The sequence below is a fragment of the Candidatus Ryanbacteria bacterium CG10_big_fil_rev_8_21_14_0_10_43_42 genome, assembly GCA_002793915.1.
In the GTDB taxonomy this organism is placed as follows: Bacteria; Patescibacteriota; Minisyncoccia; order Ryanbacterales; family 2-02-FULL-48-12; genus 1-14-0-10-43-42.
Genome location: PFEF01000010.1, coordinates 51,991 through 67,594 on the forward strand (window position 1 = coordinate 51,991; position 15,604 = coordinate 67,594).

Genomic DNA, 15,604 nt, shown 5'->3' on the forward strand with positions numbered 1-15,604 from the left:
CTTTTTTGATATACTGAATATATGCTTACTAATGTTTCTTTGCAAAAAAAATCTTTTGATGATTATCGGAAATTTTTACATCATTCCGAAGAGGAGGAACTTCAGGCACTCGCGCGCCATATCGGGAAAAAACGCATTGTACATATAAGTGCAACCGATACGGGGGGAGGAGTTGCTGAATTATTGCATTCGCTCATTCCTCTTGAACGCAGTTTGGAAATCGATTCTTCGTGGCGCGTATTGCGGGGAAGTGCCGCATTTTTTTCCGTAACAAAACATTTACATAACGCTCTTCAGGGAGGAGGACATATGTTTAAGGAGAGTTCTTTTCGGACACACGAGAAAGATTTATATATACAGGTGAGTAAGGATATTGGCCTTGTATTGCAGAGTGTACAGGCGGATGTGCTTATTATTCATGATCCACAGCCTCTTCTCGCCGGATGTGATATTACGGATATTCCGCGGGCAAGCCGTATTCATATCGATCTCTCAAAGCCGGATAAGAATGTTCTCGAGTTTCTTATGCCATTTTTAGCAACATATGATAAAGTGCTGTTCAGTATGGAGGAATATGTTCCTCACGGTCTTGATATCGAAAAGGTGATTATAGATCCGCCGGCGATTGATCCTTTGTCGGAAAAAAATAATTTTATGTCAAAAAAAGAAGCGCAGGATATACTTCGAAGTTATAAGATAGATACGGCAAGGCCGATAATAGCGCAGGTTTCTCGCTTTGATATATGGAAAGATCCGTTGGGTGTGGTGGCGGCATATCGTATGGCAAAAAGGGAAATGACCGGTCTCCAACTTCTATTATTGGGCAGTATGAGCGCAAAGGATGACCCCGAAGCAGAGGAGGTATTTCGAAACATAAAAGCTGATGCGGCATCCGATCCCGACATACATCTTATATCGGAACACAATAACAGACTGGTGAATGCTGTACAAACGGGAGTTGATATTATTTTACAAAAATCACTTCGGGAAGGATTTGGTCTTACTGCTACCGAGGCTATGTGGAAGGGAACGCCGGTAATTGCCGGCAATGTGGGCGGACTTCGGCTTCAGATTAAAAATGGTGAGAATGGGTTTTTAGTTGATACGCCAAAGCAAGCGGCGGAGCGCATCGTGGATCTTATGGAAAGCGCATCGCTTTGTAAACGTATGGGAGAAAATGGGCGCAGTACGGTGCGTGAAAAGTTTTTGTTGCCCATGCACTTACGCAGACATCTGGATATATACCATGATCTTTTGGGGAGCAGTTTATATTGATTGACATTGTAACCGGCTCATAGTATTATGCGCCGGTAAGGACGAGTCTTTTGCGGGCTCGTTTTACGCTGGCGGAGGAGGACAACCCCCTGTTCTCCTCCGCTCCCAAAATTTACACCCGCCACGGGTGTTTTATTATAGAAGCAAAGGTATTGACTTTTTATAAATACTAATGTATAATTCCCATACGAATAGGTTCTTTAAAATAAAAGGAGGGTATTATGAGTAAAAGAGTTGCAACTATTCTTGTAATTATGGCAGTTTTAATGATATTGGTGTGGGGGATTGGCGGTATGGTAAAAATGACCGCCGATACCGCAGATAGTTATAATTCCGCCATAAAAAATCAGGCGGAACAGCTTTTTGAGTAATAAAAGGGGGGGGTGGAGAATGCTTTGGACATATCAAAGAGGCTTATGCGAAAAACGCTACACTGTGACCGTTTCGTGGCAAAAGGCTTTTAAGATATGGTGTCAGAGAAAAGTATGGGAGATAAATGTTAGAGTTAATGCAGAATATATAGCGCGGGGGGCTGAACCCCCCAAAAAAGTTATCCGTTTAAAAGAATAGATACAAAAAAGGTTCCTTTGGGAACCTTTATTTTTTTGCCCCTTGCGTGATGGGATTAGGTATTGCATAAATTCTTATTCGTACTATAGTAAAGAAAATGTGAATCCTAAGGGGATATACGATCCGCTTAATGAGGGAGGTGATAAAGTTATGGTTGAAGTAGTGAAACGCTTAATACAAGAAGGAGACCGAGAAGAAAAGGAATTGGCTAAGTGGAACAAAAAGCGTCCTCCGTATCCGGGAGGAACACAGCTCGAAATCCTTTTACAGCGTGGCGGTCTCTTTGGAGATGTCTTAACGTTTACGGAAGATGAAGAGCATGATGGAGAAGTTAAGGAAGTTCTTGGACAAGAGGATTGGGATAGGCTAGTAGAACTGCGTAATCGATACATCAACACAAGCATGACTCCTCAAGAATGGAGAATCTCTGAGCAACGAAGAGAGCTATATCGCATTTTAGGGAAAGTGGTGACGGTGCCACAGTTTCAAAAATATTTTTCTAGTGAAAAATATCCCGAAGAGTCGGGGATTGTCCATTAAGAAAATCGTCACCGCTTACGGGGCGCTTACCCTCCATCTGGATAAACTCTACAATAAAAAGGTTATCTTTTGTACAAACGGCAAGTGAGCCGTTTTTTTCTTGCACCACAGTACCGGGTTTGCCGGGGGAAGGCTGATCGGACGCGTGTCCCTTTAAAATTTTCACGCGTCTTACTTTATGAGACCCGTCCTCATAAAAGCTATAGGTACCGGGCCATTCTTCAAATGCGCGTATATGTCTATCGATTTCTTTTACCGAACGGTTCCAGTTAATATGACCATCCTCTTTTGTGAATAATTTTGTAAACGTTGCCTTTGTGTGATCCTGTTCCTGTGGTGTAATTTCTCCCGCAATCCATTTTGGCAGTGTTTCCGCTAAAAGATCGCCTCCCTGTTTGGCGAGCTCATCATGCAGCTGTTTATAACCAAAATTTTGTATGTCATACGGTTTACTTTTCGCTATAATAGGTCCATGATCCATCTCGGCATCGGTAAGCATAAGAGTAACGCCGGTTTTAACATCTCCCTTCAGAATAGCGGTTTGTATGGGGGATGCGCCGCGGTGCCGGGGGAGCAGGGAAGGATGTACGTTAATAACGCCTTTTAAGGGGATGTCCAGGAGTGTTTTCGGAAGCAAGCGCCCGAATGATGCTACTGTAAAGATATCCGCATGATAACCGCGTAATTCTTTCAAAAATACAGGATCTCTTAATGTTTCCGGTTCAAGTACGGGGATAGTATTTTCGGTAGCATATGCTTTTATTGCAGACGGCATGTATTCCTTTTTTCTTCCGACGGGTTTGTCCGGTACGGTTACGACGGCAACAGGCGTCAGATTATGGTGTATGAGAGATGCTAATATACGCACCGAAAAATCCGGTGTACCGAAAAATACTATTTTTATGGCAATGCTTTTATTTTGCATACTGTATTGCTAGTATAGCATCATGCCGTCTAAACCTACCAAAAAAGTGTCTTCTGTGCAAAAGAAGACAAATCCGGATATTTATCGATTTATCGATTTTTTTGTGAAAACGGGAGAAAAAATACTAGGGAAGAAACCTAATGTCGTACGTGGCAAGGATGGCATGCTTGTTTCGTATGCGCTCCGTACATTTCCGGTAGGTAAGCTGGAAACACTTGCCGTATGGTTTCTTGTAAAAAAGAAAAAACTGCGACCGCTTATCGGTACCATGCTTTCACATACGGTGCTCGATGAGCTTATGCGAGACATGAATCATCCGGGTTTTTGGAAGGAGATCGACAGTTTAATGGATCAGTATTATCCGCGTATGGAAACACCGCGTATGTGGCAACCTTTTTCTTATCAGGACATAACAACTATGAAGGAGGACGTGGCAAAGATTATGCGGCGTTTTACATAAGTATGGAGGAAAAAAAATCTATTGTAATAGAACCCGCCACCGTGCTTCATAGAGAAACACGGGATGTGCCGCTTGAATATATTACATCGGGGGAGATAAAACGCGTACTTAAAGAAATGAAACAGGCGTTGCGTTCTACCGATGACGGTATTGGTATTGCGGCACCGCAAATCGGATATTCATGGCGCATTTTTTTGGCGTCCGAAGAAGCGCTTGTATGGGACGGCTTGCAGGAAGAAGAAAAGGAAGAGTATCGGAAAAAAAAGAAGAAATGGGATTATTATGTATTTATCAATCCAATCATTACACGAACGTCAAAAAAAACTACGGATGAAATGGAAGGATGTTTAAGTGTTCCGCGAATATATGGGCGGGTGAGGCGACATGAAAAAGTAACAATAACGGCATATGATGAGCAGGGAAAAAAGTTTATGCGTGGTACGTCCGGTTTGTACGCACGTGTAATGCAACATGAGACGGATCATCTGAAGGGCATGCTGTTCATAGAAAAAGCAAAAGATATTCAAAAGATTAAGGATAATGGAGAAGTATAAAGATCATATTCATTTTATCGGTATTGGCGGCATAGGTATGTCTGCTTTGGCGCGCTTGTATGTGGCTAAGGGACACACGGTAAGTGGTTCTGATATCAGTGGCTCGGATATTACCGGTGCGCTTCAGGCGGAAGGCATGAAGGTATATATACGGCATGATGCGGGAAATGTGACGGACGCAGATCGGGTCGTATATTCGGCTGCGGTTTTGGCGCATAATCCGGAAATGGTTGCGGCAAAAAAAAAGCATATTCCTATATTTTCGTATGCGGAGGCTATTGGTGAGCTTACTAAAGTATATAAAACAATTGCGGTTTCCGGCACACACGGAAAGAGTACGACAACCGCCATGTTGGGCCTTATCCTTATAAAGGCCGGTCTCGATCCCACTATTATTGTCGGTACGCGCCTTCGCGAGTTGGGAGATAAGAATATGCGCGCAGGCAAAAGCGAATATTTGGTATTGGAGGCCGATGAATATGCGCGGTCGTTCCATGAGTACCATCCATATATTGCCGTCCTTACCAATGTAGAGGCGGATCATTTGGATATATATAAAACGTTGGCGGGGGTGAAGACTGGATTTCGAACATATCTTAAACGTGTAGTGCCGGGAGGATATATTGTGGCAAACGGGGGAGATGCCGGTGTACGGGATGTTGTTCGCGGCGCGAAAGTAAAGATAGTTTGGTACAACAAAAAATCATTCCCAAACCATACTCTTCGGGTACCCGGACGGTTCAATCAAGTAAACGCTGAAGCGGCATGGCAAGCGGCACATCTTTTGGGTGTGAAAAAATCTGTGGCGGAAACGGCGCTTTATGCATATAAGGGTGCATGGCGCCGACTTGAACAAATAACCAAGGGGATATATTCCGATTATGCCCATCATCCGACGGAAATAGCGGCAACACTCGGCGCTCTTCGTGAGGCGCATCCTCAAAAACATATTACGGCGGTGTTCCAGCCTCATCAGCAAGACAGGCTTAATCGATTATTTTCACAATTTACGAAAGCATTTATTTCCGCTGACCGGGTAATTATTATGCCAATTTATGCGGTGGCGGGGCGGGAAGTACCCGAGGAAAAAACATCCGAAGATTTGGCACATGCTATAAAAAAAGAATATGTTTATTACGCGAAGAATTTTTTAGACGTACAAAACATAATAAATGAAGAAAAGAAAAAAACATCACTTGTTATTTATATGAGTGCCGGGGATCTTGATGCGGAGGTGCGGGCATACTACCAAAAAAAATAACCCCAGGGATATCCCATAGAGTTATTCCAGTCCTATTTCAAACAGCATGCCGTTATCTGTACCATAGATGACTTTTTTATTTTGAGGGACAAAGATTCGGGGATCGATTCCTTCATAGAGAGTCGCTATATTATGATTTCCCGAGCGACCGTCCATCTCAAGTATGGTAATGACGGCACCTCCCGTAAAAATTATATAGTGTTCTTCCGGATAGTAGAATACCTGCTTAATGGGTTTTTGCCCCTTATACAGCCGGCTTTCAAATTCATCTTGAAAATAAGGAAGATCTTCTTCCGGAAGCGTCCATCGAATCCAGATTTCATTATCACGCCACCATACGAGATTTGATCCGTTTGTGCGGACTTGTGACCGAGGAATATCATGCGCTATATGTTCAGGATTTCCTTGGTTTTTGGGGAGAAGCCATACATCTTCTTTTGCATGTGCGATGTGTGCTGTTTCTGTTTCATAAATGCGGGAAGGTCCGGGTAAAGAAATACTGGACGTGCTTATAATTTTTGCATCCCCCGCGGAAAGAGTGGATGTATATAATGTTCCATGTGCGGCATCGAGAGAAAGCAAGCGGTCATTATAAACGGCAATACCGGCAATTGTTTCCAAAAGAGGCTGTAGTGTTTCCGTAGAGGCATGCCAAATATAGAGGGATGTACCGCTTAAAATAAAATAGGCATTGTTATACGATGGATGAGGTATTACATCATCCGGTTTTTGAGGAAGAGCGTCTGACAGTTTTGATTTTTTATAAAATGATGTTAAGGCAAACGTATTATTAAGATTGGGAGTTAGGAGAAGCCAATTATCCGCGAGCTCCAGGAGAGCAAAGGTATCTCCGTTGTACCAAGTAAGAGACGGGGAATCTTGAGAAGAAAAGGAAAGAAGAGACGGGTCTGTGTGAGGCGTTGGCTCAAGGAATGTTTTTGTTTGTGTGTCAAAAACAGAAAGACGCATACGTTCCTGCGGACGTGATTCAATGGGAATGAGATATCTTCCCGAAGGAGAGCCGTATATATCAAAAAATAACCCTTCTTTGATGACGGTCGAAGTAGGTTCCTCCGGGACAAGAACGATATGCGCTTCTTCCACCGCATGCGGTTCTATCATGAGATTCTTTTTCCAGGAATAAAACCCCTCCTTTTCCACAATAATGGTATGGGATCCGGGTTTTAAGTTTTGCACAAATATATCCCCCGTGATAAACGATGTTACTTTTTCCGCTTCATCAATATAAACAGTGGTACGTACGGGTGTTGTGTTTATAAATAACCCTCCGGTAGTACGAATTGATTTATCGGCAAAGGAAAATCGATATCCTAATGTGTAAAACAAAACAGGGCCCCATGCAAGTATGAACAGGATAACACTGATAAGTACGAGTATTCTGCGTAATCGTAATGACATGATGTAAAATAAATAATAAGGGAGCGGTAATTATTTTGCACTTGCAAGAAGGGAATGATACAGTTGTAGAATTATGAGTGAATTTATTATAAAGGGGGAGAAAATGCTTACGGGAACAATCCCTGTACGAGGAGCCAAGAACCATGCTTTGAAAGTTTTTCCAGCTGCTCTTTTATGTAAAGATGCCCTTACGGTTACGAATGTGCCGGATATTGAGGATATTGCACGAGAAGTAGAATTGCTGGAAGATCTGGGATTCTCCGTTGTAAACACAAGAACGCGTGAGTATATTATACATCCTCCAAAGAAAATTGTCAAAAAAGAATTGTATTCATTGGTGGCCGAACGGTTTCGCGCATCTATTGCGTTTGTAGGTCCTTTGCTTGCACGAACGGGGGAGGTTGCATTTCCTTTTCCGGGGGGGTGTGTCTTGGGAAAGCGTCCCATTGATTTTTTCCTGGATGGGTGGTGTAAGATGGGTGCTCGTGTGCGTGAGACAAAAAAGGGATTAACTATAACCGCTCCTAAGGAAGGACTTCAAGGTATTGATTATACATTTCGTTTTGTAAGTGTGGGAGCTACCGAGGGGCTTATGATGACGGCAATACTTGCCCGTGGACGCACGATTTTAAGAAACGCATCCATTGAACCGGAAGTAACGGCACTTACGGAATTTCTTATATCCTGCGGGGCGCGTATTGAAGGCGCAGGAACATCAACACTTAGTATTGAAGGACGTGCCGGGACATTGCTATCGGGTGGAAAAACGGAGATAATTCCGGACCGTATTGAAACGGGAAGCTTTGCTATTTTAGCCGGTCTTATCGGACGTTCTGTCACTATCACCGATTGTAATCCGGCACATGTATCCGTTCTTATTGCTCACTTGCGTGCGGCGGGTGTTTCCATTACGGAGAAAAAAAATTCTCTTACAATATCGCGTGCCAAAAAAATTATGCCGGTGGATGTGCGTACCCGTGAATATCCCGGATTCGCTACAGATCATCAGGCGCCGTTTACGGTATTTCTTACACAGGCTACCGGTGTGTCTATGGTGCACGAGACGGTGTTCGATGGACGTCTTTTTTATACAAATGATGTAAATCGTATGGGTGCGCACATTATTCAATGTGATTTACATCGCGCTATTGTGTTTGGCCCCACCTTGCTTCACGGACGTGTTATGGAAAGTCCGGATTTACGAGCGGGTATTGCATTTGTTATTGCGGCATTGATTGCAAAAGGGGAATCACGTATTGGTAATTTATATCATATTGACCGTGGTTATGAAGCACTTGATGAACGATTGCGTGCCATCGGTGCGGATATTCGGAGAGTGTAAAGATCCGCGTACACTCAAGGACGAAAGGGTTAAGACTATGTTCATTGACAAATAGATAAAAATATGTGACATATAGCATGAACATATTTCTTTAAAAACAGAAACCGGAGGGAGAATCTCATGAACAACGGTAGTGAATATCGGCAGGATCAGTATCCTGTGTCGGTATATGGTACAGAGAGCTACGTAGTGAACGGTTCTTATGGGTACGATCCGCGTCCATGGACGATGGAAACATGGATAAGCATTCTTAAAAAACAATGGCACATCATTGTTTTTACGGTTTGTTTTTTATGCGTGTGCGGTATTTTCGAGGCGCGTATGAGCCCTAAGATGTACACGTCCCGTGCGCTTATTCAGATCAAAGCAGACACCTCTTCGCTTTTGGATAAAAAAGTTTTTCCGGGCGGTAATGAGCAAACATTTTACACTTCCCAAATGATTCTCCTTGAGGATCCTCATTTGGCGTGGGAGGTGATACAGCGTGAGGGGCTTTATACTGATGGGGAAATGCTATCTGATCTCCAGGAATCTTTTCTGGAAGAATCCCAAAGTCCGTTTCAGAGTCTCATTTATTATATTCGGTCATTGCCGTTTATGCTTACGGATTATTCCGGAAATGAGCGATATCCGAAAGAAGGCACTGCACAAGATAATGATGCATATGAGCAAATAAATGAAGAACGCAAAAAAAAACCATACACGGAAAAGTATGCACGTTTTTTGGATGTTGAACGGTATGGATCACCCGACACGGATATTGTGGCAGTCTCGTTTACTACGGGAGATCCGGTATTGTCTTTTTTGCTCGCCGCGGCACATAGCGATGCTTTTATGGATCGCGCCATGAAAACGGAATTCGCATCGAGTGAGTCGTCCCGTAATTTTTTGGGAAAAAAAGTGGAAGAGTTAAAAGAGAGACTAGCCGCCAATCAAAAAGAAGTTAATGCATTGCGTATACGAAGCGGGGACATTCTCGTGGGCGATAAGGAAACGCTTGCCACAAGGGAAATGGGGAATTTGCAGTCTTCTTACGGAAAAGAGCGGGAAGCACGTATTTCTCTGGAGATGGCGTATACAGCGCTTGAAACAAGGGATAATTCGGTATTTATGAATAATCCCACTATACGGCAGGCGGAACAGGATCTTCTCACGGCGGAGTCTGTAAGAAATCAATTGCTCTCTTCGCTTACGCGCGAACATCCGCGCTTTAAAGAGGCAGAAGCAACCGTTCTTTCTGCGCGCAATTATCTGGAGAACATAAAAAAGGAAATAAAGGAAAGAACGCTTTCCGATGTTCTTATTGCAAAAGCGCGAGAAGAAAAAGCGCGAGATGCATTACAAAAGAAGAGGGAGGAATATGAAACCAACTCGAATACGGTTGGTCCGAAGATTGCGTTTCTAGAAAGAGAAATCGAAATTAACGGAGGTATACTTTCCCGTTTGCAGGAAAAATTACAGACATTGCAAATGGCGTATCATATGCCTATTTCCTATATGCGCGTGGTGCAAAGGGCGGAATTTCCTTTTTACTATTCGTCTCCCAACGAGATGAATATTATTGTGTTGTGGACGTGTGCGGGTTTTCTTTTCGGCATATTTTTTGCATGTGTGCGGGAATATTTTGATCGACAGTACTTATGGAGCAGAGAAGATGTCGAGACGGTAACGAATCTTTCCGTTCTCGCTGATATTCCCCTGGAGGATAGCAATAATGAATTGATCGTGGGAAACGGTTTCCAGTCTCCTGCATCAGAGGCTATTAAAGGTTTTGCCGCATATATTCTTCAAAAGATAGATCCGCCGGGATCCATTCTTTTTGCAAGTGTTGAACCGGCCGCCGGAAAAACGTTTTTATTGGCAAATCTTGCACACGCCCTATTGTTGCAGGAAAAGCGCATCGCATTTATAAGTGCGGATCTTCATCATCCTCGATGCGGTGAAATATTGGGGTTTAATGAGCAAGGTAAGGGATTAAGCGATATTCTTATGCAAGAAAGCATGCCCGTTAAGGATTGTTTAGGAGAAATGGATACTATACGATTCTTTTTTATTCCTTGCGGCACGTATGTTCATGACGCATCATCACTCCTTGCGTGTTCGCGAATGGTTGAACTTCTTAGGTGTTTGCGGGATAAGTTTGAGTATGTATTGATTGATGCACCTCCATTACTATTATCCGATTGGCATGTATTGGCGCGGCAGACGGATTACGTGTTTCCCGTTGTACGCTCCGGGCGTATAACGAATGCTGATTTTGAAAATCTTGTACGCAGTCTTGCTCATATGAAGATTAAGGTGCCCGGTATTTTGCTTAACGGTACCGATGGAACAAAGTCGTTATATTCTGCAAAATACGACTATAATGATTTTGAAAGGAATAATATGAGAAATGAGACCTAGACCCATATTAGGAACAAGTAACACTTGTTCCTTTTTTCATACATGCTTTTTTGATTTTCAAGGGTAAACGGTGTAGATTGGATATACACTCTCTTTATGATTTTCAATTCATTTACGCGAAAATTGGGCATTGATCTCGGAACGGCGAATACGCTTGTTTTTGTGCCGGGGAAGGGTATTGTGTTAAACGAGCCCTCCGTAGTGGCGGTTTCTACTCTTGAAAATAAGGTTCTTGCCGTGGGAAATGAGGCAAAGATAATGATTGGACGAACGCCCGAAGCGATTACGGCGTATCAACCTATGCGGGACGGCGCTATTGCGGATTATCGGGTAACGGAAGCGATGTTGCGATATTTTATATCAAAGGCATTGGGACGATTCCAGATATTAAAGCCGGAAGTAATGATATCGGTTCCTGCCGGCGTTACATCAACGGAACGAAGGTCGGTAGTGGAAGCCGCCGTTAAAGCGGGCGCCAAAGCCGCTTATGTCGTAAAAGAACCGATATTGGCGGCTATTGGCGCCGGTATTCCCATTTATGAGCCCACCGGACATATGGTGGTGGATATTGGGGGCGGTACTACGGATGTTGCCGTTATTTCACTTGGCGGCATTGTGGCGTCTACTTCGGTAAAGGTAGCGGGTAATAAAATAGATCAGGCTATTGCCGATTATATTAAAAAACATATGAATCTGGCTATTGGGGACAGAACAGCTGAAGAGATTAAGATAGCGGTGGGTTCCGCTATTCCGCAAGAAGAAGAAATAACATATGAAATCCGTGGGCGGGATTTTTTAACCGGTCTTCCACGAACGGCGGAGATTACAACGAACGATGTGGTGGAGGCTATAGGAGATAAATTGGAAGAAATGGTGCGCGCCACCAAGACCGTACTTCAAGAAACACCGCCGGAACTGGCAGCCGATGTTATTGATCATGGTATTATTATGACGGGAGGCGGATCTCTTTTACGTAATATAGATGAACTAGTATTTCGTTCAACAGGTGTACCGGCGCGTATTGCAAAAGATGCCCAGTTGTGTGTTGTACGCGGAACCGGTGTTGCTCTTGATCATCTGGATGTATATAAACGCAGTATCGTATCAAAAAAATACGTATGATTATTGTTGGACACGAACGGCAAGTAAACATACTGGACACACATATTAGGCGTGATACCATATCGCACGCATATTTGTTTTCGGGAATGTCTCATGTTGGAAAAGCAACAATAGCGCGCATGTTCGTTGCATCATTGTTGTGTGAAAAACGTCCGGCGGGCATTCTTGCTTCGTGTGGTTTATGCCGGACATGCCGTGCTATAGAAAACAAAAATCACCCCGATATATTTACCGTATCTTCAATGACAGAGGAACGATCACGCGATTACATTAGTCTGGATGCGATTCGAAATATGCGAAAACACATGGGACGCACTGCACTTCTTGGTGCGTATAATATAGCTTTTATTGATGATGCTTCTTTTTTAGGTCGCGAAGCGGCAAATGCATTTTTAAAGATATTGGAGGATCCTCCGGAAAAGACAATCTTTATATTAATAACAACCAGCAAGGATACAATACTGCCGACAATTTTTTCTCGTGTTTGGCATATGGCATTTTGGCCGGTTTCTGCTTCTGCTATTGAACGCTATAGCATGCATGAGTATGGATGGAGTGAGGAAAAAGCACGCAGTGTGGGCGCATATGCTTACGGACGGCCGGGCATGGTATGTCTTTTTCATGAGAATAATATAGCTATGGCGGAGGGGGAAAAAAGAAAAAATGAACATGCCGCGAGGCACACTACGCCACTTTCTCGTCAGTTTTCCGCCGTGGAAGACCGTATTAAACATGATGGGATGCACGATGCGTGGTATACTGATTCTATAGGACCTCTCGTGCGTGCATTGGAGGAGTGTCTTTGCGGGCGTTCATATACCGGTGTTTCCGCCCGGCGCGTTGCCGCATGGATAAGAAATGAGCTTGCGGAACAGACGGATCTTAAGCTTCCGTACATACAAAAAAAGATGCGTATGGAAGCGAATATTCTCACAAATTACACATTATGAATCAGCGCATAAAAACGATTATTCTTATTTCTATTGCTATTGTTTCCGCTATCATTGTATTTTTGGCGGCATTCTTATTTTTTTCCCGGAATAGCGAGGAAGAGATTATAAAAGAGCCGATTGCGCATGATCCCGATTCAACCGTTTTTCTTTCGGAGAATGGAGGAATGGAGTGGCGGGGCGTTGAAGATATTCGGTTCTCTGTTGAAAAGTTTATGTTTACAAGTGATGGCAGGGTGCTGTATACGGGCACTAATGGAGACGGATTCTGGCAATCGGAAAATGGAGGACGCGCTTTTTCGCTTGTTGAAGATAAGAATACCATAGTTGATGCTCATAGTAGTATATTTGATATTGCGCTTCCCGCATCAAGACCGCCCGAAGCATATGTTGCTGTATTTACCGACGATAAGGGACGTATTGTTACTTTGCAGGATGAAGGATTTACGGAAATATACTTTTCTCCGCTTAATCGAACGGCGGTATCAGCTCTTGCTCTTGATCCGGCGGATGATAGTCGTTTGTTTTTTATATCTGATGTCGGATTTTTTGAGTCTCGTGATGCGGGGTCTACATGGCGAGTGGTGCATCGGTTTACTCGTCCGGTGGAGTACTTACTTGCACATCCGCGGAGGACGGGTGTTTTCTGGGCGATTACTTCTCGGGGAGAACTTTTTCATAGTACCGATTATGGTGTGACATGGGAAAACATAAACAGTCGTTTTCGCCAATTTCGTGGCGCAAACTCAATAAAAAATATCTTTATTGATAAAACAGATCGTTTATATATGATATCGGAAGAGGGACTCTTTACATCTGTTGATGCTGGTGTAACATGGGAAGAAATTCCGTTAATCGTACCACCTGATTCATTGCCTATAACGGCATTTGCCGTGGATCCGAATGATGTTCGACGCATATATGTTGCCGCAGAGGCGCAATTGTATACCAGTACGGACGGCGGGGATTCATGGCAGGGAAGAGATTTTGGTGGACGAAGAACAATTAAGGCCATTGCTATTGATCCGCGGGATTCGAATAGGATACTTATTGGTTTTGATAGATAATATTATATCTAAAAATATGCAAGATATCATAAAACAATATAATACGGAGCTTGATGCCATTATAGAATGGTTTCGAAATGAAATTTCATCTCTGCGTACGGGACGCGCCACACCCGCTTTAGTGGAAGATATAGAAGTTGATCAATATGAAACAAAAACACCTTTAAAACACATTGCTTCCATTTCCACGCCGGATGCCCGTACTATTTATATTCAGCCATGGGATAAAAGCGCCATGGAAGGTATTATACGTGCTATTGAACACTCATCTCTACAATTGTCTCCTGTGGGTGATACGAATGCGGTTCGTATTACACTTCCTCCTCTTACGGAGGAGCGCCGGCGGGATTTGGTAAAAATTTTAAATACGAAAACAGAGGATGCGCGCGTGCGATCTCGAGTGCGGCGCGATGAAATATTAAAAAAGATTCAAAACAGCGAGAAAGCAAAAGAAATCGGCGAGGATGATAAATTTCGTGCGAAAGATGACGTACAAAAGCAGGTAGACGCATTTAATACCGTACTGGAAGATGTACGCGCAAGGAAAGAAAAAGAGATTATGGAGGTCTGATACATGCGATTACAAATATAAAACATAACAATCATGTTTACCGTCTTAATATTTTTGGCCGTTATAGCAATACTCGTGTTATCCCATGAATTTGGGCATTTTATGGCGGCCAAGATGCGGGGTATGCGTGTGGATGAATTCGGATTCGGATTTCCGCCAAAAATCTTCGGTAAAAAATGGGGAGAAACGGAATACACATTTAATCTATTTCCGTTTGGTGGCTTTGTAAAAATTTGGGGAGAGGATGAAGTGGAAGAAACGGACAATATGCGTAATTTTATTGCTCACGGAACCGGAAGTAAGTTTATCGTCATTGCCGCCGGTGTAATGATGAATATATTACTTGCTTATGTACTGTTCACGATCGGACATATTGCGGGACTTCCTACGGCCGTTGATGATGAAACGCTTGCGCGTAATGTGCAGGTGCAGATTATTGAAGTAGCGGCTCTATCACCGGCGGCGGATGCGGGAGTACTTTCAGGAGACACTATTACGTATCTTGCATATAATGAAGAACGTATTTCTGTTCAGAATATTGAAGATGTGCAGGACGGTATAGCGTCTCACCTGGGAGAACAGATAACGCTTGGTCTCATGCGAGGGGATGAAGAAATTACGCTTTCAATAACACCGCGTACTCATCCGCCCGAAGGAGAAGGTGCTCTTGGTATCGCTATGCTGAAAACAGGTATCGTTTCGGTGCCGTGGTACCGGGCTCCGTGGGAGGGGCTTAAAACAACGGCCGCTCTCACATCTGCCGTTACAGGAGGGTTATGGTCATTTTTTGCGAATTTATTTCATACAGGCGAGGTTTTGGGAGAAGTGGCGGGTCCCGTGGGTATCGCACAAGTTGCCGGGCAGGCGGGACGGCTTGGATTTATCTACCTTCTACAGCTTACCGCTCTTTTATCCATTAATCTCGCCATATTAAACATACTTCCTATTCCGGCATTGGACGGTGGACGTATGTTATTTCTCATTATTGAAAAATTGCGTGGCAGACCTATAAGCGCTCTTTTTGCTCAACGCGCCCATGCTACGGGGTTTATTGCCCTTATTCTTCTTATGATAATTATTACCTATAAGGATATTGTCCGCATTTTTTAAAAGAGGCGAGTATCTTTAGTATATTGGCGCCTCTT

15 protein-coding genes are annotated in these 15,604 nt (G+C 43.4%); 13 read left to right on the forward strand and 2 right to left on the reverse strand.

What is annotated here, in order from left to right; all coding sequences use genetic code 11:
• Positions 1-21: 21 nt before the first annotated feature.
• The 3 genes from COU90_04430 (at position 22) to COU90_04440 (ending at position 2,385) form a co-directional block, all read left to right on the forward strand.
• Positions 22-1,275, forward strand: a complete 1,254-nt coding sequence (locus COU90_04430) for a glycosyl transferase family 1 (protein ID PJE64088.1) — start codon at positions 22-24, stop codon at positions 1,273-1,275.
• A 363-nt stretch (positions 1,276-1,638) separates the two neighbouring features.
• Complete coding sequence (locus COU90_04435) at positions 1,639-1,845, forward strand: hypothetical protein (protein ID PJE64089.1); 207 nt, start codon at positions 1,639-1,641, stop codon at positions 1,843-1,845.
• A gap of 99 nt (positions 1,846-1,944) precedes the next feature.
• Positions 1,945-2,385 carry a hypothetical protein gene (locus COU90_04440; GenBank protein ID PJE64090.1) on the forward strand — a complete coding sequence of 147 codons (441 nt, stop codon included), beginning with the start codon at positions 1,945-1,947 and terminating at the stop codon, positions 2,383-2,385.
• Here COU90_04440 and COU90_04445 read toward each other — a convergent pair.
• Positions 2,345-3,310: a methionyl-tRNA formyltransferase gene (locus tag COU90_04445; GenBank protein ID PJE64091.1), complete on the reverse strand. Its 966-nt coding sequence runs from the start codon at positions 3,308-3,310 to the stop codon at positions 2,345-2,347. The two genes, COU90_04440 and COU90_04445, sit on opposite strands and share 41 nt — an antisense overlap.
• A 22-nt stretch (positions 3,311-3,332) precedes the next feature.
• Here COU90_04445 and COU90_04450 point away from each other — a divergent pair, with 22 nt between their 5' ends.
• The 3 genes from COU90_04450 to COU90_04460 are packed head-to-tail and all read left to right on the forward strand — an operon-like array spanning position 3,333 to position 5,585.
• Positions 3,333-3,770: a hypothetical protein gene (locus COU90_04450; protein ID PJE64092.1), complete on the forward strand. Its 438-nt coding sequence runs from the start codon at positions 3,333-3,335 to the stop codon at positions 3,768-3,770.
• Positions 3,771-3,772: 2 nt separating this feature from the next.
• Positions 3,773-4,324: a peptide deformylase gene (gene def, locus COU90_04455; GenBank protein PJE64093.1), complete on the forward strand. Its 552-nt coding sequence runs from the start codon at positions 3,773-3,775 to the stop codon at positions 4,322-4,324.
• Positions 4,311-5,585 (forward strand): UDP-N-acetylmuramate--L-alanine ligase, encoded by a 1,275-nt coding sequence (locus tag COU90_04460; GenBank protein PJE64094.1) that lies wholly within the window; start codon positions 4,311-4,313, stop codon positions 5,583-5,585. Before def ends, COU90_04460 begins: the two co-directional genes overlap by 14 nt.
• 21 nt (positions 5,586-5,606) lie before the next feature.
• Here the strand turns inward: COU90_04460 and COU90_04465 are convergent, their stop codons facing one another.
• Positions 5,607-7,004, reverse strand: coding sequence for a hypothetical protein (locus tag COU90_04465; protein ID PJE64095.1), 1,398 nt, complete (start codon positions 7,002-7,004; stop codon positions 5,607-5,609).
• A gap of 73 nt (positions 7,005-7,077) precedes the next feature.
• On the opposite strand from COU90_04465, the gene murA reads away from it, so the two are divergent.
• The 7 genes from murA to COU90_04500 all read left to right on the forward strand — a co-directional run bounded on the left by murA (position 7,078) and on the right by COU90_04500 (position 15,569).
• Positions 7,078-8,346, forward strand: a complete 1,269-nt coding sequence (murA, locus tag COU90_04470) for a UDP-N-acetylglucosamine 1-carboxyvinyltransferase (GenBank protein PJE64096.1) — start codon at positions 7,078-7,080, stop codon at positions 8,344-8,346.
• Positions 8,347-8,574: 228 nt separating this feature from the next.
• The gene (locus tag COU90_04475) at positions 8,575-10,749 is read left to right on the forward strand and encodes a hypothetical protein (GenBank protein PJE64097.1); all 2,175 of its coding nucleotides are present in this window, start codon (positions 8,575-8,577) and stop codon (positions 10,747-10,749) included.
• 96 nt (positions 10,750-10,845) lie between these two features.
• Positions 10,846-11,871 (forward strand): rod shape-determining protein, encoded by a 1,026-nt coding sequence (locus tag COU90_04480; GenBank protein PJE64098.1) that lies wholly within the window; start codon positions 10,846-10,848, stop codon positions 11,869-11,871.
• The gene (locus COU90_04485; GenBank protein ID PJE64099.1) at positions 11,868-12,821 is read left to right on the forward strand and encodes a hypothetical protein; all 954 of its coding nucleotides are present in this window, start codon (positions 11,868-11,870) and stop codon (positions 12,819-12,821) included. Before COU90_04480 ends, COU90_04485 begins: the two co-directional genes overlap by 4 nt.
• Complete coding sequence (locus tag COU90_04490) at positions 12,818-13,888, forward strand: hypothetical protein (GenBank protein ID PJE64100.1); 1,071 nt, start codon at positions 12,818-12,820, stop codon at positions 13,886-13,888. Before COU90_04485 ends, COU90_04490 begins: the two co-directional genes overlap by 4 nt.
• Before the next feature lie 16 nt (positions 13,889-13,904).
• Complete coding sequence (locus COU90_04495) at positions 13,905-14,459, forward strand: ribosome recycling factor (protein ID PJE64101.1); 555 nt, start codon at positions 13,905-13,907, stop codon at positions 14,457-14,459.
• Between the two features lie 33 nt (positions 14,460-14,492).
• Positions 14,493-15,569, forward strand: a complete 1,077-nt coding sequence (locus tag COU90_04500; GenBank protein PJE64102.1) for a hypothetical protein — start codon at positions 14,493-14,495, stop codon at positions 15,567-15,569.
• The last annotated feature ends 35 nt before the right edge of the window (positions 15,570-15,604 follow it).

What these genes read in the sequence shown, in the direction of transcription:
- COU90_04450 (PJE64092.1), top strand. Translation starts at nt 3,333, where the DNA reads ATGCCGTCTAAACCTACCAAAAAAGTGTCTTCTGTGCAAAAGAAGACA.
- COU90_04480 (PJE64098.1), top strand. Translation starts at nt 10,846, where the DNA reads ATGATTTTCAATTCATTTACGCGAAAATTGGGCATTGATCTCGGAACG.
- def (PJE64093.1), top strand. Translation starts at nt 3,773, where the DNA reads ATGGAGGAAAAAAAATCTATTGTAATAGAACCCGCCACCGTGCTTCAT.
- COU90_04465 (PJE64095.1), bottom strand. Translation starts at nt 7,004, where the DNA reads ATGTCATTACGATTACGCAGAATACTCGTACTTATCAGTGTTATCCTG.
- COU90_04475 (PJE64097.1), top strand. Translation starts at nt 8,575, where the DNA reads ATGGAAACATGGATAAGCATTCTTAAAAAACAATGGCACATCATTGTT.
- COU90_04495 (PJE64101.1), top strand. Translation starts at nt 13,905, where the DNA reads ATGCAAGATATCATAAAACAATATAATACGGAGCTTGATGCCATTATA.
- COU90_04430 (PJE64088.1), top strand. Translation starts at nt 22, where the DNA reads ATGCTTACTAATGTTTCTTTGCAAAAAAAATCTTTTGATGATTATCGG.
- COU90_04500 (PJE64102.1), top strand. Translation starts at nt 14,493, where the DNA reads ATGTTTACCGTCTTAATATTTTTGGCCGTTATAGCAATACTCGTGTTA.
- murA (PJE64096.1), top strand. Translation starts at nt 7,078, where the DNA reads ATGAGTGAATTTATTATAAAGGGGGAGAAAATGCTTACGGGAACAATC.
- COU90_04485 (PJE64099.1), top strand. Translation starts at nt 11,868, where the DNA reads ATGATTATTGTTGGACACGAACGGCAAGTAAACATACTGGACACACAT.
- COU90_04445 (PJE64091.1), bottom strand. Translation starts at nt 3,310, where the DNA reads ATGCAAAATAAAAGCATTGCCATAAAAATAGTATTTTTCGGTACACCG.
- COU90_04490 (PJE64100.1), top strand. Translation starts at nt 12,818, where the DNA reads ATGAATCAGCGCATAAAAACGATTATTCTTATTTCTATTGCTATTGTT.
- COU90_04460 (PJE64094.1), top strand. Translation starts at nt 4,311, where the DNA reads ATGGAGAAGTATAAAGATCATATTCATTTTATCGGTATTGGCGGCATA.